Raw genomic sequence first — 23,511 nt, 5'->3', positions numbered from 1 at the left:
GGCGGCCGGCGCCGTTGCAATCCGCCGTAAAAGCCCGGTACAGATTTTGCCTGCTTTCAATAAACGGACATCGGCGAAAGCGTGTCCTGTACATCCAACGTTATTCATCGATGACCATCAAATGAGAAGAATTGTTCTTTATACACTGGGTGGAGGGCTGGCGATCGCTTTCCTGTTTTTTCTCTTCAAAACGTATTTTCCGTTTCAAAACGAAAGCCCTCCGGTGACCCTGATTAATCACGACTTTGAAGAGAGCGTGGTTGGTATATTCGATCGGAAAAATCAGCTAAAAAAGGGGCCGGTAAACTCATTTCATACCCTTTCGGTGACCCTGGACCGAACCGTTCAGGAAGCCGCTCTGCAAAAACTGGCTTCAGAACTACCGGCTGATCTGCCGATTTTAATCACCGTTCAGATGGCCGGTTCGCCGGATCAGGAGAATGGCCTTGATGATATTTTAGAAGGCCGGTTTGACGACTCTATCAAAACGTTTTGTGAGGCAATAACCCAGCATAAATCGGAGATTTATCTGCGGTGGAATCCGGAAATGGAAGTGCCGGTACGGCTTTATTCTTGGCAGTACCAGTCACCGGTTGTATACATCGATGCGTTCCGGTATTTCGCAAACCGTTGTAAAGCTGTATCGTCAAAGATTAAAATGGTCTGGGGACCAGTGGGTTATCCCGGAGCCGATGAGTACTGGCCGGGAGAAGAAGCGGTCGATTTGATCAGCATTACCCTCGATGGTAAATCCGAACAACTGGCCACGGCGTATCCCCGGGTCGCGAATCCAATTATGGCCATAAAGCGGAAAATACACCGGATGCGGTTTATGGATAAGCCCCTGCTTATTCTGGCATCCCGGAAGGAAAAGGCCGATCCATCGCTTTCGAAAACGATACAGGAAGCGATTACGGAGATCAAAAAAGAAGCACACGGTATATATGCGAATCTGCCTAAAAGACCGGCTATTGAGAATGCGGTTACGCAGGAAATGTCGAAACCGGAAATTGGCGTTTATGATCCGAAACAGTTTCTGGTTAAATCAAAATCCGTACAGGCAGAACATCTTTTTATTGATTTGGAGGCTATTCAGGACGGAAGTTTTGCCAAAGAATTTAAAGCCGTTGTGGCGCGAAATCATGATGCGATTATTAGCATGGAACCGTGGAAAGACCGGATCGTTCGAAAAGATACCAACGTGTTATTGAATACGATTTCGGGCGTTTATGATGACGAATTCAGGGCGGTTTATCAAGTCATTTCAGCGACTACGCAAACCGTTTATTTGCGATTTGCGCACGAAATGGAAATTCCCATTCAGCGATATGCGTGGCAAAGTCAGGACCCGGTTTTATACAGCAAAGCGTTCCGGTATTTCATGAATTTTGACGGAAAAAGAGCGAAAAATATCCGGCGCGTGTGGGGACCCGCCGGTGACCGGGGCTCCCTGGAATGGTGGCCCGGCGACGATGTGGTCGACTACATCAGCGTGGCGATTTATGGTCTTCCCGACAAAAACATCACCGATCCGGCCCGCCAGGAGTCATTTCAGACCATTTACAGCCGTAAACAGCATCGGATGCGATTGGTAAACAAGCCGATTTTTGTGACCGAATTTGGAGTGAAAGGCCCGGAAGATTTCCAGAAGAAATGGCTGGAAGAGGCTGCCAACGTGCTGAACGCGCACCCGGAAGTCGTTGGCGTTTGTTACTTTAATCTGGCCGATAATCCGAAAGTCTGGGGCACGATACCCGCCCCGGACTGGAGCATCAGCAAGCCGACTTTCGATCATTTTGTCCGGACTTTAGCCGACCACCGCTGAGAAAGGCTGTCCATAGGCCGGGTATGGGCCGTGACCGGAAGCGGGGTATTGAGTGTCGAGCGGACGATGTCCAGAACCGTATTTCCTTTCAGCACGTACAGATAAAGCTGGTAGCTCGACGGGTTTTCCGGGATGGTGAGCAATAAACGGGGCCCTTCGCCCACATTTTTTACCGAAGTGGGGTTTTCGAAGCGATCCATTTTTACCAATTTCCATTCCAGGCGAAAAGCAAGCGGTACTGCCTGGGACAGCGTCCATTGATCGGTGTTGCGGATGAGTGTATGGTAGGGAAGTTGCGCCCCCGGAAAAGTGCCCAGGGCGGGTTTCAGAATTTTAATGGGAGGAGGCAACGCGGGCAGGGGCGTCCCTTTCCAGGCATGGCGCAATTGCAAGAGAGACCGTTTCGTACGACCCTCATGGTCTTTTAACCCGTTGAAACTAACCCAGTCGGTCGTTTGCTCATCCTGCCAGTTTTCAATAAATAAACCGGCTGTTGTTTTTGGAAGTTTGGCGTATTCGGAAACGCTAATTTCACTGAAAAAATACGGAACCTGTAATTTAAAAAGCTGCGAATCGGCTCGCGATGGGTTCTTCAGAACCAGCCCGAAAGCGTCGATAGCCGGAATGAAATGGTGAAACCGGTTCGTAAGCTGTACCAGATTTTTCGATGCGTCCAGCTCAACGGTGACGGGTTTATCGGGATCAATCTGTTTCAGCTCGTTTACGACCGATTTGAGCCACGACAGGTATGCATGTTCCTGATAAAGCAGGTCCGGTTTGTAATAATAACGGGAAAGTTTCTGAAATGAGGTATTACCCATATTCCAGGAGACAATTTCGGGATGGCCTTTCAGGTTGTGGACAGCATCCAGAATGGTAGCGCGTAAATCATACAGCTTATCCTGATCGGTTATAAAGTTAATGTTGTCTGGTATCCAGAAACTGTAGTGAATTTTCAGACCGGTTTTTTCGGCCATATTCAGCAGGTTGTAGTCATAAACACTGGGACCACTGTATTTGATGGTTGTGATGCCCAGTTCTTTCATTTCGTTAAAATCGGCCTGAAAATCTTTTTTGGTAAAAACCGACCGACTCTTCATCCAATTCTGCCCCTTGGTGTAATTAATGCCTTTGGTGCCGATAAAAAAGTTTCTGTCGGCCAGTTGGGTTTGGGCGCGGGCGGAGGTTTCGGTCTCTTCTGCCAATACCGGGATTTCTTTTTTAGCCGCGGAAACGCCTGGTTTTCGTTTTGGGTCCTGGTCCCATAAAAACCACAATGAATCCGGCGACTGAATCCGCCAATCCCGCGCATTGTTGTTTAACCCACCATTGACCAAAACGAGTCCCTTTATTTCAGGAAAGGTTCGTTGTGCCGATTGAATGGCCTCTTTTAACCAGTCGGCTGAGCGCAAAGCTCCTGATTCAGTGAGCAGAACCGGTAGGCCGGAACGAAAAATGGGGTTTTGGTGAAAGGGATTGTAGAGGTCTTCCAGAGAACGGTTTTTTTTGCCTTCCTTGAGAAAACCGCCATTCAAGGCCGTGACGCCGATCCAGTCGACGTAGTCTTTACCGGGGAAATAAGCATTGATGGCGTCGGCACTACCGGGGTTCCAAACCCAGATTACCGTGTAGACGCCCCGTTTTGAAAAATAGGTATGGACGTATTTCCAGGCTTCTTTAAAGTCATCAGGTGCGTTTTTAGTTGGTTTTGGCCCCTGATAAACCGGATTGTCGGCTTCCGGAGCGAAGCGAAGAAAGACGGGACGATGCAACGATTTTAGTTGTTCTGAAAACCTAAGGAGATACGAATCGTAGTGGCCATCGACGAGCCGACGAAAAAAAATGGCGTTTGCATCAGCATCATTTTTTGTCTGGTAGTTTGCAAAAGGAACCGGCCGTGGTCCCCAGCTAATTAGGGGAATAGAGCCATTTCGGTAGACGGAATCGATCGATTGGAGTGGCAAATAGCTCTCCGGTTTATTCCCCCAGGGTATGTAAAACGAGATGAGGTCGATATGAATCTGACCGGCCGTCTGGTAGGATTCTATTGTACGCACGGAAGAAGTTCCACCGGGCTTGTCCGGCGAATACATCCCATACAGAAAAAGATGGTCTTTGTGGGTGAACAGCAACTCGGCCGTCTCGGTTTTAGACTGAAATTTTGCAAAAAACAGAATGGAAAACGCCAGAATGCCGGTGATCCATAGAGCGGTGTGGCGCAGGCCGGTATACAACCACCGTCGCAAAATCCAGAAATACCCTTTCCCTTTTTGGATGACTTTGATGAGGTTGTTCAGGAGAGGATAACGCTCTTTAACCGCTCTGAACTGCTGCTGTCGACTGGCCGCGATGGTAAAAATCATGAACAGGCTATTCAGGCCGGCAAAACCCGCCATGATCAGATTATACGGGTTCCAGTCCGAATATAAACCGTAAGTGATCGCCAGAATAGACAAAGCCAGAATCAACAGGTTTGGGATGTTCAGGGGCCAGTTATTTGCTTCGTTTCCATCTTTTGGCGTGGGTACATAGGGTACTTTTTTCCTGAAAATTGTATAGATGAAGCCCAGAATAAAGATCCACCAGGTTCCGATCATGAGCAGCCCTCCCACGATGTGAAAACCGCGTTCTTCGTCCTCCATCACCCACCATTGTACGAAGTGCCGGATCAGCACAATGGATGCGGTAAACGGCAGGCCGATGGAAACGAATTCGGCCAGATCGATGTGCATGGGGCTCACGCCAAAGAACAGGGCAAGGATAGGAATTAAAAAGTTGATCAGATACAAAACGCCGGACAAATAATGGAGTGGAATGACACCGTAATGCAGTTTTTGCCGCCATGTAAATTGCGTAAAAAGCCGGGGATAGGTCGTGAAAAGCAGCTCAAAAACCCCGCGTGACCATTTCAGTTGCTGTTTGTAATAGGCTGACAGCGTGGACGGAACGAGACCGCGCGCCAAAACCGCCGGAACATACACCGACTTCCATCCTTTGGCGTGCAACTGCATGGAGGTGTGCATGTCTTCGGCTAACCCGGCCGCATGACCGCCGATGGATTCGAGGGCGGTGCGCCGGAAGGTGCAGTTCGCCCCAATCGCCAGAACAGTTCCGTACCGGTTCATGGTCATCATCATCGGGCCGTAAAACTGGTACGTTTGCTGGGCTGCCCCTTTGGCAATCAGGCCCTCATCGTAGTTTTTATAGGCCTGGACAATCTGCACATACCCAACCGCCGGGTTGTTGAAATGCGTGACGATGGGGTCCAGAAAATGCGGAAAAGGAACATGATCCGGATCCAGAATGACGCACAATTCGCCGGACGAATGGGCCAGGGCGTTGTTGATATTCCCTGCTTTGGCGTCTTTTTTATCGGTGCGGGTGATGTGATGGACGCCCAGTTTTTGGCACACCTCCCGCAGATAAGGATCGTCGGCTTCATCGCAGAGGTAAGTGGTGTGCGGATGGGTGATCGCCTGAATGGCCGTCAGCGTTTCGATGATCATTTCGTACGGTTCTCCGGCACAAAATGTGGTAAAAATATCGACGGTATACGGTTTGATGGCGGGCGGTGTTTCAGGAACGGTTATGTAAAAATAATGGTACCATTCATGCAGAATTTTAAGACACGTAAATCCAAACGCAACCATCAGCATCCAGTACAGAGGCAAATAGCCTCTGACCGACGCTTTCAGCATGTTTTCCATGAAAAAGACCAGGGACGCCAACCCTAAAAAGATCATCAGGCGAAGCGTGAAGCGTTCGCGTTTCGATGGCGGTTTTACGGGCGGAATGGATTTCATGGGTCACTTACCACGTAAAAAGGGGTATTACAGGTGGCGAAATTCCCATTTTGGAGGTAAATGGTTGCAAACACACGATAAGGGCCTTCCTGATCGGGCGCTGCAAAGGTCGCTTTTAGATTCTGATTTTTTTGGAATAAACCCTCAATCGGTTTGAGTTTTTTGGTGCTGTTCTGGTTGTTTTCCCGGTACCAGTCTTCCGGCAAAATTTGCCATTTAACGGTTTTGATTCGGTTATCAGCTTTATACAGGAATACCTCCGCCGTTGACAAACTTCCCGGATTTAGCAGGATATTATCGCGGGCTCCTTTTTGATTAACCAGCATGTATTGGAGTTCAGGAAACGGTTCGGGCGACGGTTTGCCGGTCCAGATATATTTCATGATGGCCACCGGTTCAGCGTGTGCCCCGGCTTCGTCAAACAGGCTGAACCAGGTGGGCGTGGTTTCCTGTTTATTCCCCCAGAAAAAAACAAAAGAGCCTAAAAACCGGGGATCTTCCCGGGGGACATCCTGCTGATACCGCTTTAAATAAAAGTCGGCTTTTTTCTTGCTGGTATCTTCAATGTAAGCTCCCCAGGCGGTTTGTTCCGTTCCTTCCCAGGGACCGTCGATTCCCCATTCGGTCAGCAGATAAGGCCCATTCCAAAACCAGGAAAAATCCGCCAGGTCTTTCCGCAGGGATTTGATGTTGCTGTAGATGTTAAACGAGAGCAGATCAACATCGCAGCGGGTGGTGATGTTGAAAATATATTTGGTATTAAAATTCAGAACCACGGTGGTAACGGGATGGTCAGGATCATCCCGGTGAATCATATCCGTAATCGCATTAAACGTGGTATAAAACCGGTAATACGAAAAACCGAACGGGAAGTCGAGTTCGTTGCCCAGGCTCCACATCAAAACTGCCGGATTGTGCTTGAATCGGTTGACAACGACTTGTAAGGCTTTGAGGTGCGCGGCCACTTTGACAGGGTCGTTGTAAAAAGACATATCGTCGTTCATGGGAAGCGGCAGGCCCACAACAACGGCCAGGTGGTTCGCCTGTGCACTGTCCAGGAGGCTGGCAAGCCGGGTAGTATCCCAGGTTCTGAGCGTATTTCCGCCCGATTCCCTCAGCGTATGGAAGTGCGAATAGCCCGCAGCTCCCTTGATTTCAAAAGGCCGCCCGTTTCGGTGTAGGATGAATTTGCCGTTTTTTTCCTCAATCGATACGGTTCGCCGGCGGGGTTGGTCGTTTGGATTGTGGCACTGCGATAGCCCGGTCAATAGCACGATACTGCCCAGGAAAAGGATTGTCAGAGCCGGAAAATACGCTGGTAACCTCACCGTTTAACGTTCGGAATAAAATAAATAACGAGATGGATCAGGAAAATAAAATTCTTCATCCTGAATCTAAGCAGAAAATGCTGCAAACATCATTCCAATTGCCGTTTAGATTACCAGGCAAAGAACTTAAAAAAAACGGTGATACGCCCGCAAACCCGGCATTAGTGCCCTTCCAAACCCGCAATAAAACCGACCTCTTCGAAAGAAAACCGTGACGCATCCGGACTGAAATCGTCTCAAAACAAAAACGGTGACAAAGTATATGGAACCCTGCTTGGTCACCGTTTTTAATGATACACTGCCTGAGTCGCATCACGGGTTTAAACGGCTTAGTGCCAAAACCTTGAACCGACTCTGCCGGGCAACTCAGGAGATTTATCGACCTAATTTGCCAAAAAGTTTGACGAAAACTATTTTTTGTCCTATTTTTATCGACCAGACCGTTCTTGCCTTGATAATTACTTAACCAACATGTAACCCAAAACCTGCTCATGTCGAACCTGAAGACGACCCTTCACGGCCTCCGATTGGCTTGTACTGTATTGCTTTTAGTAAGCGTTGCTCCCCGCAGTTGGGGCGCTTTTTTTCAGGCCGACACCAATGGTGTCAGAGCCGACACGGCACAGGAAACCATTGAAGTGGTCGATGTGCCGGAGGTCTTGTCCATCCCGGAACCCGTTCTGCGTGACCGACTTGCCAAACTGGAACAGACCATTCCCCTGAACTACAACAAAACCGTCCACGGTTTTATCGACTACTTCACCTTCCGCCGGCCGAGTTACACCAAAAAGGTGATGGAGCGGATGCCGATGTTCTTCCCCCTGTATGAGCGGTTGCTGGCCCAGCACGACATCCCCGACGAGCTGAAATACCTCTCGATCGTTGAATCGTCGCTGGATCCCAAGGCGGTTTCGCGCGTTGGCGCAGGCGGTTTGTGGCAATTCATGCCCTACACCGGTGCGGATTTTAAACTCTATCAGGATGAGTACATCGATGAGCGGATGGACCCGGTCAAGTCGACCGATGCGGCCTGTCGCTATCTGAAAGATTTATACCGGGTTTTCGGTGACTGGCACCTCGCGCTGGCGGCCTACAACAGCGGTCCGGGGACGGTGAAACGCGCCATGCGCCGGTCCGGGGGCGATTCGTTCTGGACGATTTATAATTTCCTGCCGAAAGAAACCCGCGCGTATGTCCCGCAATTCATTGCGTTGACCTACATGATGAACTTCGCCAACGACCACGGCATTTACGCCGAACAGCCCGAATATCCCATTCCCTGCGATACGATTCACGTCAACGGCTACCTGTCGATCGAGCGGTTTTGCAAATACAGTGGCGTGCCGCTGGCCGAAATTCAGAAAATGAATCCGTCGATCATGACGGGTGTGCTGTCCGATCAAACCCGCAGTTTTGTGCTTCGGGTACCGAAAGCCCATTTCGATTATTTTGCGTCCAATCGGCGGGCTATTCTGGATTCAGCCGGTCGGAACCCGACGATTGCGACCAATATGTTGCTGGCATCGACCGAAAGCGTCGACTACCGTTCCGACTCCGCGCGAAAACGGGACTATTTTCCTTTTACCGATGCCAATGAGGAGCAGGCCCGGGAGTCGCAGCCGGTGATCGCTGCCAATGCCATTGCTTCCGATGAGGATGACGTTGAGGAGGTGGTTCGCCGAAAACCGAAAAAAACCGTGTACGTCGTGAAGCGGGGTGAGGTGCTGTCGCGCATTGCGGAGAAGTATGACGTGGACGTGTATGACCTCAAAAAGTGGAACCACCTGCGTTCAACCCGCATTCAGAAAGGCCAGAAGCTGGTCATTTTCCGGGAACAGGCGCTGCCGGAAACGTCGTCCCGGGTGGCCAAAGCAACCAAAAGTCAGGGGAAGTCAGAAGTGGCCAAACGGACCAAGACCTACAAACCAAAGTACCACCGGGTTCAGGATGGCGACACGCTCTGGAATATTTCGAAGCGGTATAGCGACCTGAGCGTCGATGAACTGAAAAAACTGAATAAAATCAAGGGAAATTCACTCAAACCCGGTCAGCGTCTGATTGTAGGTTAGAAAAGAATGAAGAGTTAAGAATGAAGAGTTAAGAGTTAAAGAGAAGAATAAATAGAGGCATGTTTAACCGCCGGGCGGCCCCGTCTTCATTCTTAACTCTTAACTCTTTCGTATCTTTGACTTTTTAAGACCAGCTTGGACTGGTTGAAAAAAGCTATCTATGATTGCTTACATTAGCGGAAAAGTTACCCACAAAGACCCGACCCTTGTGATTCTGGAAGCCAACGGAGTCGGCTACGAAATCCATGTTTCCCTGTACACGTCTACGGTTTTGCCAAAGCTGGGCGAACCCTCGAAATTGTATACGTATCAACACATTCGTGAAGATGCCCAGACGCTGTACGGTTTTGGCGATCTCGACGAAAAAAACCTTTTTCTGGATTTGATCGGGGTGTCGGGCATCGGTCCCAATACCGCACTTACCATGCTCTCGACCCTGACGCCGGTTGAACTCCGTCAGGCCATTCTGATGGAAAACGTTGGGGCGGTTCAGAAGATCAAAGGCATTGGCAGTAAAACCGCGCAACGGGTTATTCTGGAATTGCGTGACAAAATGAAAAAAGCGGGGATCGTGGCCCAGGCCGGTACACCAAACTACCGGATGACCGTCAACCCCGTTCGGGATGAAGCCCTGGCGGCACTCGTTACGCTGGGTATTCCGAAGGCTGCGGCCGAAAAAAGCCTCGATACCATTCTGAAACGCGAAGGCGACGAACTCAACGTTGAACAGCTTATACGTTTGGCTCTCAAGTAATTATGGGTTGTGAGTTATGAATTATGAGTTGGCTAACGCAAGCGTCATAACTCATAACTCATAACTCATAATTCATAACTAAAATATTGGCAAGGTTTTCGCCGTTTGGTGATAGAGATGTATCTGAATAAACTAACTACCTATTCCACCGAATCAAATTATACGTGCCTCTCTTGGAATGTGTTGAGTCCCACCGATTGACCCGGTTGCGGTTGTTAAATGGCCGGATTGAGCCCTGGATGGTTGTGTTGTGTGCGTTACTGGTTGGATCGGCCTGGATGCCGGTAACAGCCCAGACACCCGCGCGTCGCCGTACGGTTTCGCCGGCCGATTCTCTGGCCCGCGTCCGCCAGGATAGCATCCGGGCCACCCGCTCGGCCGAGCGCCGACCCATCATTCGCTGGCGCGACCGGTATGTAAGTCCTTTTTCCGTTACCATTCCCAAGTCTCCTTTTTTGCTGCGTGATCCACGGGCGGTTTCAACCGAGGTTCAGCTCAATGGGCCGGGGCAAATTTCCGTGTTGGAGCGCATCGGTAGCCAACCGGAAACTTCGCGTCCGACGTCCGGATCGACCACTACTCCCGCTGCCACAACTGGAAATTCCGCCATCGGAGCCATCCCGGTTGCCCCCCCGCCGACAAGGCCAGCGCCTGGGTTGCCCTATCGACCGGCCGAAACCATGTCGTATGAAGACTATAACCGCTTACAGAACCAGCGTGTTCAAAAAAGTTTGTGGCGCGAATACGCGGCCCGGAACGATGGACAGAGTGCGGTGAGTGGGCGGGGGCTGGTTCCGAAGCTGGAACTGCCGCCGGTCTTCGACCGACTCTTTGGCGGCTCATTGGTGGATTTCAAGCCGAACGGGTTCGTGATGCTTGATTTCGGGTATCTCTACCAGTTTATCGACAACCCGATAATTCCGGTTTTGCAGCGTCGAAATGGCAACTTTGTCTTCAATCAGCAGATCAACATCAGCTTTAATGGAAAGATCGGAGAACGGCTGGGAATCACCGCCAACTACGACACCAAATCCAGTTTTAATTTTGAAAATGTCCTGAAGCTGAATTACCGTCCGCCGGTTCCGAACTTGCCCAGTGCCAACGGGTTGCCCGGGTTGCCCGGTTTACCCAGTCCCGGCGGTTTGCCAGGCAGTCTGCCCAGTTTGGGAAGCATGACGCCTTCGGCCATTCCCCAGTTTCAGCCCCAGGACCCCAGCATCATTCAGGGGCTGGAAGCGGGGAACATCAGTTGGCCGCTCAGCAGCCAGTTGATTCCGGGGGTGCAAAACCTGTTCGGGGTGAAAACCCAGCTTCGTTTCGGAAAACTATACGCCACCGTGGTGGCATCGCAGCAGCGATCGAAGCAGGAAGAAATTACGATCAAAGGCGGATCGATGCAGAAAAATTACGAAATCCGGGTCGATACCTACGACGAAAACCGTCACTTCTTCCTGTCGCAATTTTTCCGGAACAACTATGAACGGTCGCTGAAAAGCCTTCCCCAGATTATATCGGGTGTAACCATTACGCGTTTAGAGGTATACGTAACCAACCGGACCAACACCACCACGACCCTGCGGAACGTTGTCGGTTTTGCGGATCTGGGCGAACCCCGACCGTTCAACACCGCCAATCCGAACCTCCAGCCCATCAATCCGGATGCCAGCAGCGCGGCCGACAACACCGCCGGAAACGGGTTGTTTGCCCGATTGAGAGCGAACACCGGTATCCGACAGGTGGATCAGGTGAATTTTTTACTGGACGGCACCTTCGGTTTTGCCAAGGGCGTCGACTACGAACTGCTGCGGGGAGCCAAACGCCTGACCGAAACCGAGTACAAGTTTCAGCCGGAACTGGGGTACATTTCGCTGGTGACACCCCTGCGCAACGACGAAGTACTGGCGGTTTCCTACGAATATACCTACCGGGGTCGGAAATACCAGGTGGGGGAATTAACCGAAGATTACCAGAACCGTCAGGATAATGAAGTGCTGATTCTGAAGCTCTTGAAGTCATCGACGATCCGCAACAACACCCAGTTGCCGATGTGGAACCTGATGATGAAAAACATTTATTCGCTCAACACCTCGCAGATCAACAAGCAGAATTTCCAGTTGCGGATTATCTACAAAGATGACCTGACCGGGATCGACAATCCTAATTTGCAGGAGGGGCCGGGAACCATCAAGGATATCCCGCTGGTTCAGGTCTTCAACATGGACCAGGTGAACGCCCAACTCGATCCGCAGCGGGATGGTAATTTTGACTTCGTAGAAGGCGTCACGGTCGACAGCCGGTATGGCCGGGTAATCTTTCCGGTGCTGGAACCCTTTGGGTCGTATCTGGCCAACAAATTCGGAACCGACGATGCCCTGAAAGCCAAGTACGTTTACAACGAACTGTACCGAACCACGCTGGTGGATGCGCAGCAGGTGGCGGGTAAAAACAAATTTTTCCTGAAAGGAAGTTACCAGTCCTCGACGGGCGGGGAAGTGACCTTGCCCTATGGTGTCGATGAGAAATCGGTGCAGGTGACGGCGGGTGGGGTTCCGTTGTCGCCCGGTTCGGATTTTGTGGTAGAGTCGCAGATTGGCCGGGTGCGGTTTCTGAACGAAAGTCTGATGAACTCGGGTCAGGAAATCAAGGTGCGGTATGAGCGCCCCGACCTGTTCCAGAACCAGATCCGGCGGCTGATTGGAACGCGGCTCGATTACAAGCTGAGTCCGGAAGTGAACATCGGGATGACGGCCATGAACATGCGCGAAACCCCCGCCGGTTTTCTGACGCGCGTGGCCATCGGAAACGAGCCGGTGAACAACACCATTCTGGGGTTCGACGCCATGATTCGGAAAGACTCGCGGTTTTTGACCCGGATGCTGGATGGACTGCCGCTGATTCAGACCAAAGAACTGTCGAATATTGCTTTCCAGGGCGAAGTGGCCCAGTTGTTTCCGGGCGTGGCTCCGCGTGTGAACAACAACGCGTTCATCGATGATTTTGAGGCCGCCCGCACGCTCTACGACCTCACCCGCCAACCCACGCGCTGGCGACTGGGATCGACGCCAACGACGCCGGAGCGGGCTTTTCCGCAGGGCACGTTTGCCGACCCCCTGGCCTATGCCTATAACCGCGCCCGAATTTCGGTCTATACCGTCGACAACACTTTCAGCACCGCCAACACGGTGGGAGGGGGGCGCGCGCCCCAGAGTAACCTGACCGAGAACGACTTAAGAAATGTTTACGAACAGTTTTTCCTTTCCAACGAACTGTTTCCGGGTCGCTCGGTGCGTTTGGTCAACCTGCCGGAGAACATTCTGGACGTGGCCTATTTCCCCCGGGAACGCGGGATGTACAACTTTAACCCAAACCTGGCTCCCGACGGACGCCTGGCCGGTGACCCCAAAAAGAATTTTGGCTCGGTGATGCGGGCCATCACGTCCGATGCCGACTTTGATAACGCTAACATCGAAAACATCGATTTCTGGCTGATGGACCCCTTTGTGGGCGCTACGGATTCGACCTTCGCCACGGTTCACGACGGTTTTGAGAACAAAGCCAACCGCACCGGTGGAAAACTGGTTTTCAACCTGGGCGATGTGGCGGAAGACGTGATCAAGGATGGTCGGTATAATTTTGAAAACGGGCTGGCGGTTCCCAATGGTTTGTCGCCCGATTCAACGGACTGGGGGCGGGTGACGCGCTCGCAGTTTGTGACCCAGGCTTTCGATAACGTCACGCGCTCGCAGCAGGACATCGGTCTCGACGGGTTGAGTAACCAGGACGAGAATACGTATTTTAAAAGTTACATCGATCAGGTTTCGCCCCGGCTCAATGCCGCTGCCCGTGAACGGCTGTTGAGCGATCCCGCCAACGATGACTTTATTTTTTATTACGGCCAACGCGCCGATTCGGTCCGGCATATTGTCAGTCGGTACAAACAGTATATGGGCATGGAGAACAACTCGCCCGAATCGCAGGACCGCAACCAGTTGGTGACGCCCGCATCGACCACGCTCCCCGACATCGAAGATTTGAATACCGACAACACCATCAACGACAATGAAGCCTATTACGAATACGAAATTGACCTGAAACCGGGGCAGCTTGCGGTGGGCCGGGGCTACATTGTCGATAAAGTGGAAGTGCAGACGAAGGCCGGCCGACCGGTGACCTGGTATCTGTTCCGGATTCCGGTGCGTGATAATCCCAAAAAAGTCGGGAACATCAATGGGTTTAAATCCGTACGGTTTGCGCGGATGTATCTGACGGAGTTTGAAGAACCGGTGGTCTTGCGGTTTGCGCAGTTGCAGATGACGTCCAACCAATACCGGAAGTATACGGGCGACCTGTCGGCGCGGGGCTTGCAGGAGGTGCCGGAGCCCTACGACGCGCAGTTCAAAGTGAGCGCAGTGAACGTGGAAGAGAACAGCGCCCCCGGACAAAACAAGTACATTTACCGCGTGCCCCCCGGTTTTCAGCGCGACCGCGATTTTACGCAGATCAACCAGGTGGAACTCAACGAGCAGTCGATGAGCCTGAGCGTGACCAACCTGCGGGATGGTGACTCCCGGGCGGCTTTCAAAAATACGAATCTCGACCTGTTGTTCCGGGAGCGGCTGAAGATGTTCATTCACATGCACAATGAGGAGAACGAAAATGGCCAGGTGTCGGCCTTCGTTCGGCTCGGAACCGATTTTACGGACAACTACTACGAAATTGAGATTCCGAATCTGGTCTCCACGCCCGATGGTCCCCGGACGGATGATGTGGTGTGGCCTACTGCCAACGACCTCGATATTTCCATCGATGAACTGATTAACCTCAAGGCGGAGAAAAACCGCCAGTTTACGCGAACATCGGCCCAGCCATTTACGATGAACAGCCTCGACGGACGGTATAAACTGACCGTGGTCGGAAACCCGGATTTGAGCGCGGTGCAGATCATAATGATTGGCGTTCGCAATCCGAAGTCGGCCGACGAGCAGGCGAAAAGTTTTACCATTTGGGTGAATGAACTACGCGCCAACGGCTTCGACCAGACGGCCGGCCGGGCTGCCGTTGGGGTGCTCAATGCCAAACTGGCCGATGTGGCCACCGTTACGGCCTCGGGGAAAATAACGACGTTTGGGTTTGGTGGTGTCCAGCAGCGGATTTCGGAACGGTCGCGGGAAACCTCCACTGAATACGGGGTTCAGTCGCAGATTGCGGTCGATAAACTGTTGCCCGAAAAATGGGGCTTGCGGATTCCGCTCTACGTCAATTACGACCAGCGGCTGATTCAGCCGCATTTCGATCCGCTCGACCCCGATACGCCACTGGAAACCACATTATCGACGCTGAATGAAAATGACCGGGACCGATACCGCAGGCTGGTCGAAGACCGTTCCGTCCGGCGCGGGATCAACCTGTCGAACTTTCGGAAGGTGAAAACCAATCCGAATGCCAAAAGTCATTTCTATGATGTTGAAAACCTGTCGTTTACGTATGCGTTCAACGAAGCGACCCGGACGAATATTCTGACCGAACAATTTATTCAAAAACAAACGCGCGGGGGCATTGCCTACGTCTACAGTGCCCAGCCGAAACCGTTCGAACCGTTTAAACGGTTTCAGTCGCTGGAACGCCCGTATCTGCGCTGGCTGCGTGATTTTAACCTGACCTTGCTACCGACGCAGGTGGCCGTGCGGGGCGAGGTGGACCGGAGTTTTATCAAAACCCAGCTCCGCAATTCCGAACTCACGACCGAGGGCATGGTACCGCAGTTTGAAAAGTATTTCTGGTTCAACCGGTACTACGATTTGCAGTGGAACCTGACCAAAAATTTGATTTTAACCTACAACGCCCGTTCCAACGCCATCATCGACGAACCCGCCGGGGATCTGAATACGCAGGCCAAAGTCGACTCGGTCTGGGCCAACGCCCGGCGGTTTGGCCGGACGAAAAATTATGAGCAGAACATCCGGGCTACGTACCGCATGCCGCTGGACAAGCTGCCGTTGCTCGACTGGATTGCCGCCGACCTGACCTACAACGTGGGGTACCAGTTTCAGGCCAACTCGTTTGGCATTACCGATACGCTGAATGTGCCGTTTGGGAATACCATCCGAAACAACCGGGAGTGGGGCATTCAGGGGCGGGTGGATTTTATCCGGTTATACAACAAAATCAAGTCGCTGCGGTTTGCCAATACGCCCTCGGCTCCCCGCAAAAACTTCACCCGAAACCCCGGTGATATCGAGGACATTCAGCGCACGGAAAGCCGGGTGTTGAAGAGTTTTGTCCGGACGTTGCTAACGATTCGGGGCATCAATTTCAACTACACGGTGCAGGAATCGACGCTGCTGCCGGGCTTCCTGCCAACGCCCCGGTTCTTCGGTCTTTCGCGCGAAAATGCCCCCGGATTGCCGTTCGTGCTGGGAAGTCAGGATCGGAACATTCACCGGAAATCCGCCGAGCGGGGCTGGTTATCCAAAAGTACGGTTCTCAATCAGCCGTTTACGCAGACGCTTGGCAAGAAGTTCGACGCCCGCACGACGCTGGAACCCTTCAAGGATTTTCGCATTACGGTCGAAGCCCGGCTGACCCGCCAGGATAGCTACCAGGAAGTCTACCGGGTCGATACGACTGGCGGTTCCTTTACGAGCCTGAGCCCGTATCGCAACGGGCAGTTTAGCATGTCGTTTCTGTCGTTCAAAACGGCGTTTACCAAGCTCAACAGCGACAATTCCTCGCCAATCTTCGACCGGTTTGCCGAATACCGAAAGATCATTCTGAACCGGTTGATGCTGAACCGGCCCGTGGGAAGTGTAGGTGAATACAACCTGACGTCGCAGGATGTGCTGATTCCGGCCTTCTTCGCGGCATACAGCGGGAAAGATCCCAATACGGTGAAAATCAATCCGTTCCTGCGGTTTCCGCTGCCCAACTGGCGGGTCGATTACAATGGTTTATCGCAACTGAAACCGTTCCGTAAACTGTTCAGTGCCTTCACCTTAACGCACAGTTACAACTCGACCTACAGCGTCGGTAACTTTACCTCCTCGCTCGACTACGAAGCGGCTTACGTGAATCTGGCCGTGATGAACTACCCGCTGGCAACGCTGTTCAACGAGCAAAACCAGTTCGTTCCGATTTTTGTGATGAGTACCATCACCATGACCGAACGGTTTTCGCCCTTGCTGGGCGTGACTTTCCGGACGCAGAGCAAAATCAGCGGGGGGCTGGAATACAACCAGGATCGGAGCGTTGCCCTCAACCTGTCCAATGCGCAGGTCGCCGAACTCAGCAACAAAGACATCACGTTCCGGTTTGGATTCACGAAGACGAATTTCCGGATTCCCTTTAAAATCAACGGGGCCTACCAGCGGCTGAAAAATGATCTGACCTTCAACTGCAACCTGACCTTCCGCGACACGCGGACGGTGCAGCGTAAATTTGACGACACCGCTCTGAATGAAAATGGCGTTGGCGAGCAAATTATTACCGCCGGAAACGTCAACTTCCAGTTGCGGCCACAGGTGAGCTACGTCGTCAACCGCCGGTTGAACGTACAGGTTTATTTCGATCGAACGTTCAATGATCCGCTGGTTTCCAACTCGTTCCGCCGGGCCACCACGGCGGGTGGTGTTCAGATTCGCTTCAATCTGGCGGAATAAAATCAACGGGTTCGTTCCGGTCAACCGGTTTTCGGCTGAAACTGCTCAATCATTCTGGCGGTTTTTCCAGTTATAAGAGGTGAATGCAAAAACGAACGATGGGAATCCACCTGAAAAGTAGTTTACTGGTATTGTTTTTTGGTTTAACGGTTTCATCCGCCAGGGCGCAGGGTTCGCTCGTTCGGTATGTAAAACGGGTCCTGAACGATACGTCTTCGGCCGCTACGTCAAAATTACTGATTTTCCCCACCGCCGGTTTTGCGCCTGAAACGAGTGTGGAGATTGGAATTCGCACGTTTTCATTGTTCTACGCCAAAAAAGACACTGTCGTCAACCGGCTCAGCGAGATCGTTCTATATACCTTCGTGACGTTCCGGGGACAGTTCGGCGCTTTGCTCGAAAATGCGGCATATACCAACAAAAACCGGTATTTTTTTCTGGGAAAGGCGCGCTACCAACAGTTTCCGCTGCTCTATTACGGCATTGGGCCGTCCACCTCGTCGGGTAATCCGGTGCTGGTCAATTCCAATTATGTCCAGATTCGCCAGCGTATTCTTCGGCAGGTCAAAAACAACTGGTATGCCGGTGTCGAAGCCGATTTTCAGAACATCGGAAGCGTCTCGTTCGAAACCGAAAACAAGCCCAACTTTGACTTGCCACTGGGACATGAAGGCTCCACCACGATGGGACTGGGCGCGGCCGTGGTGTATGACGATCGGAAAAATGTCCTGAATGTTCGGAAAGGAGGCTTTCTGGAAACCGGTATTCTGTGGTACCGACCCGGTTTCGGCAGCGATTTCAAATACCGCAGTGTGGTGCTCGACAGCCGCCTGTTCCGGCCACTGGGACGCCCCAACCGGGTGCTGGCCCTGCAACTGGCCGGTACGTTCATGACCGGCGACATCCCCTTCAACAACCTGGGGTTGATCGGTGGAGAATCGCTCATGCGCGGCTATTACCTGGGGCGTTACCGCGACAAGAATGTGCTGGCGGGGCAGGCCGAGGTGCGATGGCTTCCGTTCGGCTTCAGCAGACGCTGGGGCGCAACGGTATTTGCCGGTTTAGGCACGGTTTCGCCCACCGTTCGGTCGTTTCAGGTCGATCAGGTCCGGTGGGCTGCGGGCGGGGGCGTCCGGTTTTTGTTCTTCCAGAAAAAAGACGTTTTCCTGCGGGCCGATCTGGGCCTCACCCGCGAAGGCACCGGCTTTTACATCTCGCTGGGAGAAGCGTTTTAGTCAGACCAGATTTCTTCCGATCCAGTAAATTAGCACGATTCCAAGCACAATCAGGCTGGCGGTTTTGCCGTAGAACCGCTGGTGAAAACCGGCCTGACTTTTCCGCAAAGGTGTGTATTCCAGCACCAGTCCCGTTAGAACATAGGGGAGTGATGCAACCAGCAACGGATTGTGGTGATAAGCCTGCCGAAGGTTGCCGTGCATCAACTTATGGAGACAGCGCTGCGAACCGCATCCCGGACAGTCTAGACCCGTCAGAAACCGGAAGGGGCAGGGCGGGAAAAACGACACCCGGGCCGGATCGAACCAGAAGTAAAGCCCCGCCATGCCAATTAGCAAAAACAGGAGAGCAACCTGTCCAGATCGGTTAAAAAAACGAGTTAGAGACCCCACTGAGAATACCGATGAAGATGGCGGCCAAATACAGCACCCAAAAACCTATGGATACAAAAAAGCTTACTTTGGTCCACTTGGCAGCTTCGTCGGACGCGCGTTGCGCCCCGGCAAAATCACCGTTGCTGTAGCGGGTTTCAACATTGGAGGCATTGACGATGCCGGCGATGCCGAAGGGCAGACAGCAGAAAAGCGTGACCAGAATGGACTCCACCAGCCAGGTTTTGGGTCGGTTGCCCAGACCGGCCGACAGCGGTTGGTTCGGCGTGTAGGACTCCTGAAAAGGCTGGTAGGTCGGTGGGTTTGGCGTTGGGGGCTGAACCGGGTAAACCGGTGGTGCCTGTGGGCGGGAAAGCCATTCGTTAATTTCGGGAACGGTTTGGGCCGCAACCCAGTCGGGCAAGCCCTGCGTCCAGACTTTGGTGTCCGGTTTGAGGGGCTTCGACCGCAATTCTTCCAGGGTAAACGGGCCGAGTTGCTGGTTGCCCTCCAGGTAGTAGTATTGCTTCATGTAGAAAAAGGAAGGAATGGTTGGGGATTGATACTCAAAAAACTAGCCGTTTGAAAGATAGAAAAAGATGTCCATTGATGCGTATTCAGGCCCTCCTTTTTTTATGAAAGACAATCGGCCAGCGTGCGTACGTACCGATCGACATACAATTCAATATCCCGGCTGCGGTATTGCAGAATATAGCGTGGGTGATCGAGGGTTACGATTCGGTCGAAAAACCGGTGCTCTTTGTTAAGTTTTTGAAAGAACGCTTCATTTTTTCGCCCCAGACAAACCGCCACCCGCCGGTTTTTCTCCAGACCGGATTGGTCGAATAAAAGTTGCGTTTGGATGGTATCGGCAATAGCGGGCCAGAGGGTGGCAGTCGTCGCTTTATCGTCGTAAAAATTGTAGTTCTTCCCATCTTTCACCAAGGCCAGTGGGTAAAGCGACGTCAGGAAAAACTGCCCGTAAAATGCTTTCGCACCGCCGAAGGCTTCGACAATCTGGTAAATAAACCGACTCGAAAGTTCTGGTGAAGGCGGCAGATCGTTGTCGATTCCGCAGTATTTTTGGAGATTTTGGGGTGTGGTAAACGAGATACCCGTTACCCCCGCGCCAAAGCGACCGGGGTTGATACCCAGGATATACACCCGGGGCGCGTTATCCGAAAAATAGGTGGTAAAAAACTGGTTGACAATGGTTTGTACTTCCGGTTGACGGTACGGATTGAGCGCACTAACTCCGGACGGGAGGTTTTCCGGCTCCTTCAAACCCAGGTAGTAGGCAATCGCACGGTCGGCAAAGGTTTCCATCTTACTGATACTGGTTGTAGCAAATGGCCGCGATTTCGCCAATGATTTTCTCGGCTTCCGGGGTGGTGGTTCCCTGCACAAAAATCGAGAGCAGAAAGGGCTTGGTGACGTAAAAAATGCCGGCATCCCCCCGGACGTAGGTAAGTTCCCCGGTTTTGTGGGCAATGACGGCCGACTTGGGCAAGAATAGCCGGAACGTGGTCTGGTCCGCGTTGCGCTTCAAGATGTCGATCATCTGGGCGCAGAGGGCCGGTGTCGCTACTTCGTTGCGATAAATTTTCTTCAGTAGCAGGTTCATTTCCCGGGCGGTTACCCGGTTTTCCCGACCCTGTTTGGCGGCAAGCGTGTCCATCATCACCCGGTTTAACCGGCTCTGCGTAAGACCCAGGGTTTGCATTCGGCGGTTGATGTTATCCATACCCAGTTCACGGATCAGAATGTTGGTGGCAGAATTATCGCTGCGGGTCATCATCAGCGTCAGGACCTCCAGGTTGGTGATCTTGCTTTCGTCGGGATAGGTTTGCAACACTCCCGAACCGCCGGTTTTCTCCGACGCCAGCAACACATGGATTTTGTCGAGATCGAATTTTCCGGCCTTTACCTGTTCCATCGTTTCGATCATGATTGGAATTTTGATGACACTGGCCGAGGGAGCCAGTTCGTCGGGCCGATGAACGAATTGGGTGCCGTCTACCAACGATTCAAAGGCTACGTTCACCTGGGCCTGGGCGGATAGTTTTTGGAGATAACCGGTTAATTTTTCGGGCAGAAGCTGGGCTGTTGCCAAAATGGGAGCCAGAAAGAGTGAAAGAACTAGAAAGTGGGTGGGGCGAAAAACGAGGGTCATTACCGGGATTGAACGTTTAAGTCAGGTTTGTTGGGAGTAAAGCTTTCAATTGGGTCACCAGCACTTCATTGATGCGAACGTAACTTTCGTGGGTCCAACCCGCCACGTGGGGCGTCAGCAAAACCCGGTCCGAATTTCGCAGGTAATCGAATGCCGTCTGTTGATCGGGCGTCAGTTTGGCAAGTTTTTCATTTTCCAGTACATCCAGACAGGCCCCCCGGACTTTTCCGCTTTCCAGACCCCGCACCAGGGCGGGCAGGGACACGATTTCACCCCGGGCAATATTGATCAGAAAAAACGGCTTCTCAACGCGTTCGATAAACGCATCGCCAATCATCATCCGGGTTTCGTCGGTGAGTGGAACGTGGAGGCTCAGGACGTCGGCTTCTTCCAGGATCTGCTCCATTTCGGCTTCCTGGGCGTAGGCTCCGGCATACTGCGTCAGGTATTTGTCGTAACACAACACCCGGCATCCAAAACCGCTGAGCCGACGCGCCGTGGCCCGGCCGTTGTTGCCAAACCCGACGATGCCGACCGTCAGGCTGCCCAGTTCGTAGCCCCGGTTTCCTTCCCGGTCCCAAACGCCCCGGCGCACTTCCCGGTCGCCTTTGGCAATGTTGGCCAGCAAGCCGAGCAACATGCCCACGGTATGTTCGGCCACGGCATCGCGGTTGCCTTCCCCCGCGTGGAAAACGTGAATGTTTCGCTGGCGGGCCAGTTCAAGATCGATCAGATCGAGTCCGGCTCCGGCCCGGCCGATAAAAAGGAGCCGTTGGGCCGCTTCCAGTATTTCGGCATCGACCGGCGTTTTGCTCCGGATCACCAACCCTTCGTAATCGGCAATCTGCTCGATGAGCGCACTTCGCGAGATTTTAGGTTCATACCGAAAGGCAAACCCCGCCTGTTCGAGCATGGGAAACAGCGAGGGGTGCATTTCGTCGGCAATCAGGATTATGGGCTGAATCTGGGACATCCGTATGGTTTTTGTAACTTGCAAAAAAATGAACCATGAACAATGACGCATGAACACGATCTGAGAACGCTTACAAAGGGCTTCGGGCAGAAAACCCGCTGTTCAGCAGGCGTTGTTCATTGTTCAATCGAACACAAGGGCGAAACTAATAACTTAAATGGAACCGCGCCAATCGGAGAAAAATAACGAACGCCAACCGGAATCCCAAACCCGTCGGCCAGTCATCGGAATCACCCTCGGGGATTACAACGGGATTGGGCCGGAAGTCATCCTGAAAGCCTTGCAACACAACCGCTTGCAAAAAATCTGCACCCCGGTTATCTATGGTTCGATGCGCGTTTTGAACCGCTATCGGAATATGTTGCAGCAAAGTGGCCTGTCGTTGAAAGACTGGAATCTGAACGGGATTCAGCAGGTTGGGCAGGCCAATCCGAAGTTTACCAACGTCATCACCTGCTGGAACGACCAGGGCGGCAATCCGGGGGGGGATCGGCAGGGGCAGGAAGTTCAGCCGGGCAAAGTGACGCCCGAAGCCGGGCAGGCCGCGCTGGCGTGTTTGCAACGGGCTACGGAAGACCTCAAGGCGGGTCATCTGGATGCCATCGTGACGGCTCCGATTAATAAAAATAACATCCAGACCGAAACCTTCCAATTTCCGGGACATACCGAATATTTTGCCGAAGCGTTCGAGGTGAAAGAAAACCTGATGTTTCTGGTAAGCGACGTGTTGCGGGTTGGTGTTGTAACGGGCCACATTCCGCTGGGTCGGATCCGGTCGAACATCACGAAAGAGAAAGTGTTGCAGAAACTACAGTTGATGTACCAATCCTTGCGGGGCGACTTTGGCATTCGAAAACCGCGCATTGCGGTGCTGGGGCTCAACCCACACGCGGGCGAAGAGGGGTTGCTGGGCAACGAGGAGCAGGAAATCCTGAAACCGCTGATTCAGGAATTGCGCAACAAAGGGCAGTTGATTTATGGCCCTTTTGCGTCGGACGGTTTTTTCGGGACCCGGGCGTATCGCAAGTACGATGCCGTGCTGGCCATGTACCACGATCAGGGGTTGATTCCCTTCAAGACCATTGCGTTCGACGAGGGCGTCAATTTTACCGCCGGTATGCCGGTGGTTCGCACCTCGCCCGACCACGGCACGGCGTATGACATTGCCGGGAAAAACCTGGCCGACGAAACCTCGATGATTCAGGCGATTTACGTGGCTTGCGATGTGTCGAAATACCGCAAAGAAATGGCGGAAATTGAACGGAATGCATTGAATAAGAAAACGCCAAGTGGTAAAATAAGTGAGCAGTCTGCTTAAAAAATT

General features: G+C 52.4%; 14 protein-coding genes. 7 read left to right on the top strand and 7 right to left on the bottom strand.

Annotation, left to right across the window (positions count from 1 at the left end; genetic code table 11):
- Positions 1-121 precede the first annotated feature (121 nt).
- The gene (locus tag DUE52_RS05455; protein ID WP_133299770.1) at positions 122-1,825 is read left to right on the top strand and encodes a glycoside hydrolase family 26 protein; all 1,704 of its coding nucleotides are present in this window, start codon (positions 122-124) and stop codon (positions 1,823-1,825) included.
- Here DUE52_RS05455 and DUE52_RS05450 read toward each other — a convergent pair.
- Positions 1,792-5,628 carry a glycosyltransferase gene (locus DUE52_RS05450; protein ID WP_114404971.1) on the bottom strand — a complete coding sequence of 1,279 codons (3,837 nt, stop codon included), beginning with the start codon at positions 5,626-5,628 and terminating at the stop codon, positions 1,792-1,794. The two genes, DUE52_RS05455 and DUE52_RS05450, sit on opposite strands and share 34 nt — an antisense overlap.
- Positions 5,625-6,956 (bottom strand): glycoside hydrolase family 2 TIM barrel-domain containing protein, encoded by a 1,332-nt coding sequence (locus tag DUE52_RS05445; RefSeq protein ID WP_229312074.1) that lies wholly within the window; start codon positions 6,954-6,956, stop codon positions 5,625-5,627. Before DUE52_RS05445 ends, DUE52_RS05450 begins: the two co-directional genes overlap by 4 nt.
- Positions 6,957-6,988: 32 nt before the next feature.
- Here DUE52_RS05445 and DUE52_RS05440 point away from each other — a divergent pair, with 32 nt between their 5' ends.
- The 5 genes from DUE52_RS05440 to DUE52_RS05420 all read left to right on the top strand — a co-directional run bounded on the left by DUE52_RS05440 (position 6,989) and on the right by DUE52_RS05420 (position 18,669).
- Positions 6,989-7,171 (top strand): hypothetical protein, encoded by a 183-nt coding sequence (locus DUE52_RS05440; protein WP_133299769.1) that lies wholly within the window; start codon positions 6,989-6,991, stop codon positions 7,169-7,171.
- Between the two features lie 276 nt (positions 7,172-7,447).
- A complete protein-coding gene (locus DUE52_RS05435) occupies positions 7,448-9,025 on the top strand; it encodes a lytic transglycosylase domain-containing protein (protein ID WP_114404968.1) in 1,578 nt (525 codons plus the stop codon).
- A 160-nt stretch (positions 9,026-9,185) separates the two neighbouring features.
- Positions 9,186-9,779 carry a Holliday junction branch migration protein RuvA gene (ruvA, locus tag DUE52_RS05430; RefSeq protein ID WP_114404967.1) on the top strand — a complete coding sequence of 198 codons (594 nt, stop codon included), beginning with the start codon at positions 9,186-9,188 and terminating at the stop codon, positions 9,777-9,779.
- Positions 9,780-10,018: 239 nt separating this feature from the next.
- On the top strand, positions 10,019-17,434 hold the full coding sequence (sov, locus tag DUE52_RS05425) for a T9SS outer membrane translocon Sov/SprA (protein WP_114405231.1): 7,416 nt from the start codon (positions 10,019-10,021) through the stop codon (positions 17,432-17,434).
- An 83-nt stretch (positions 17,435-17,517) separates the two neighbouring features.
- Positions 17,518-18,669 carry a BamA/TamA family outer membrane protein gene (locus DUE52_RS05420; protein ID WP_229312073.1) on the top strand — a complete coding sequence of 384 codons (1,152 nt, stop codon included), beginning with the start codon at positions 17,518-17,520 and terminating at the stop codon, positions 18,667-18,669.
- Here DUE52_RS05420 and DUE52_RS05415 read toward each other — a convergent pair whose 3' ends face one another.
- The 5 genes from DUE52_RS05415 to DUE52_RS05395 all read right to left on the bottom strand — a co-directional run bounded on the left by DUE52_RS05415 (position 18,670) and on the right by DUE52_RS05395 (position 22,187).
- Positions 18,670-18,996: a DUF2752 domain-containing protein gene (locus tag DUE52_RS05415; protein ID WP_114404966.1), complete on the bottom strand. Its 327-nt coding sequence runs from the start codon at positions 18,994-18,996 to the stop codon at positions 18,670-18,672.
- Positions 18,997-19,036: 40 nt separating this feature from the next.
- A complete protein-coding gene (locus DUE52_RS05410) occupies positions 19,037-19,573 on the bottom strand; it encodes a CD225/dispanin family protein (RefSeq protein WP_114404965.1) in 537 nt (178 codons plus the stop codon).
- 101 nt (positions 19,574-19,674) lie between these two features.
- Positions 19,675-20,367: a uracil-DNA glycosylase family protein gene (locus tag DUE52_RS05405; RefSeq protein ID WP_114404964.1), complete on the bottom strand. Its 693-nt coding sequence runs from the start codon at positions 20,365-20,367 to the stop codon at positions 19,675-19,677.
- A gap of 1 nt (position 20,368) precedes the next feature.
- Entirely contained in the window at positions 20,369-21,214 is an 846-nt protein-coding gene (locus DUE52_RS05400) for a serine hydrolase (protein ID WP_114404963.1), read from the bottom strand.
- A 16-nt stretch (positions 21,215-21,230) separates the two neighbouring features.
- Complete coding sequence (locus tag DUE52_RS05395) at positions 21,231-22,187, bottom strand: 2-hydroxyacid dehydrogenase (RefSeq protein ID WP_114404962.1); 957 nt, start codon at positions 22,185-22,187, stop codon at positions 21,231-21,233.
- 157 nt (positions 22,188-22,344) lie between these two features.
- On the opposite strand from DUE52_RS05395, the gene pdxA reads away from it, so the two are divergent.
- Positions 22,345-23,505, top strand: a complete 1,161-nt coding sequence (pdxA, locus tag DUE52_RS05390; RefSeq protein ID WP_114404961.1) for a 4-hydroxythreonine-4-phosphate dehydrogenase PdxA — start codon at positions 22,345-22,347, stop codon at positions 23,503-23,505.
- The last annotated feature ends 6 nt before the right edge of the window (positions 23,506-23,511 follow it).

Source organism: Larkinella punicea (genome assembly GCF_003334855.1).
Lineage (GTDB): Bacteria > Bacteroidota > Bacteroidia > Cytophagales > Spirosomataceae > Larkinella > Larkinella punicea.
This window is presented reverse-complemented; position numbering and strand designations above follow the sequence as displayed.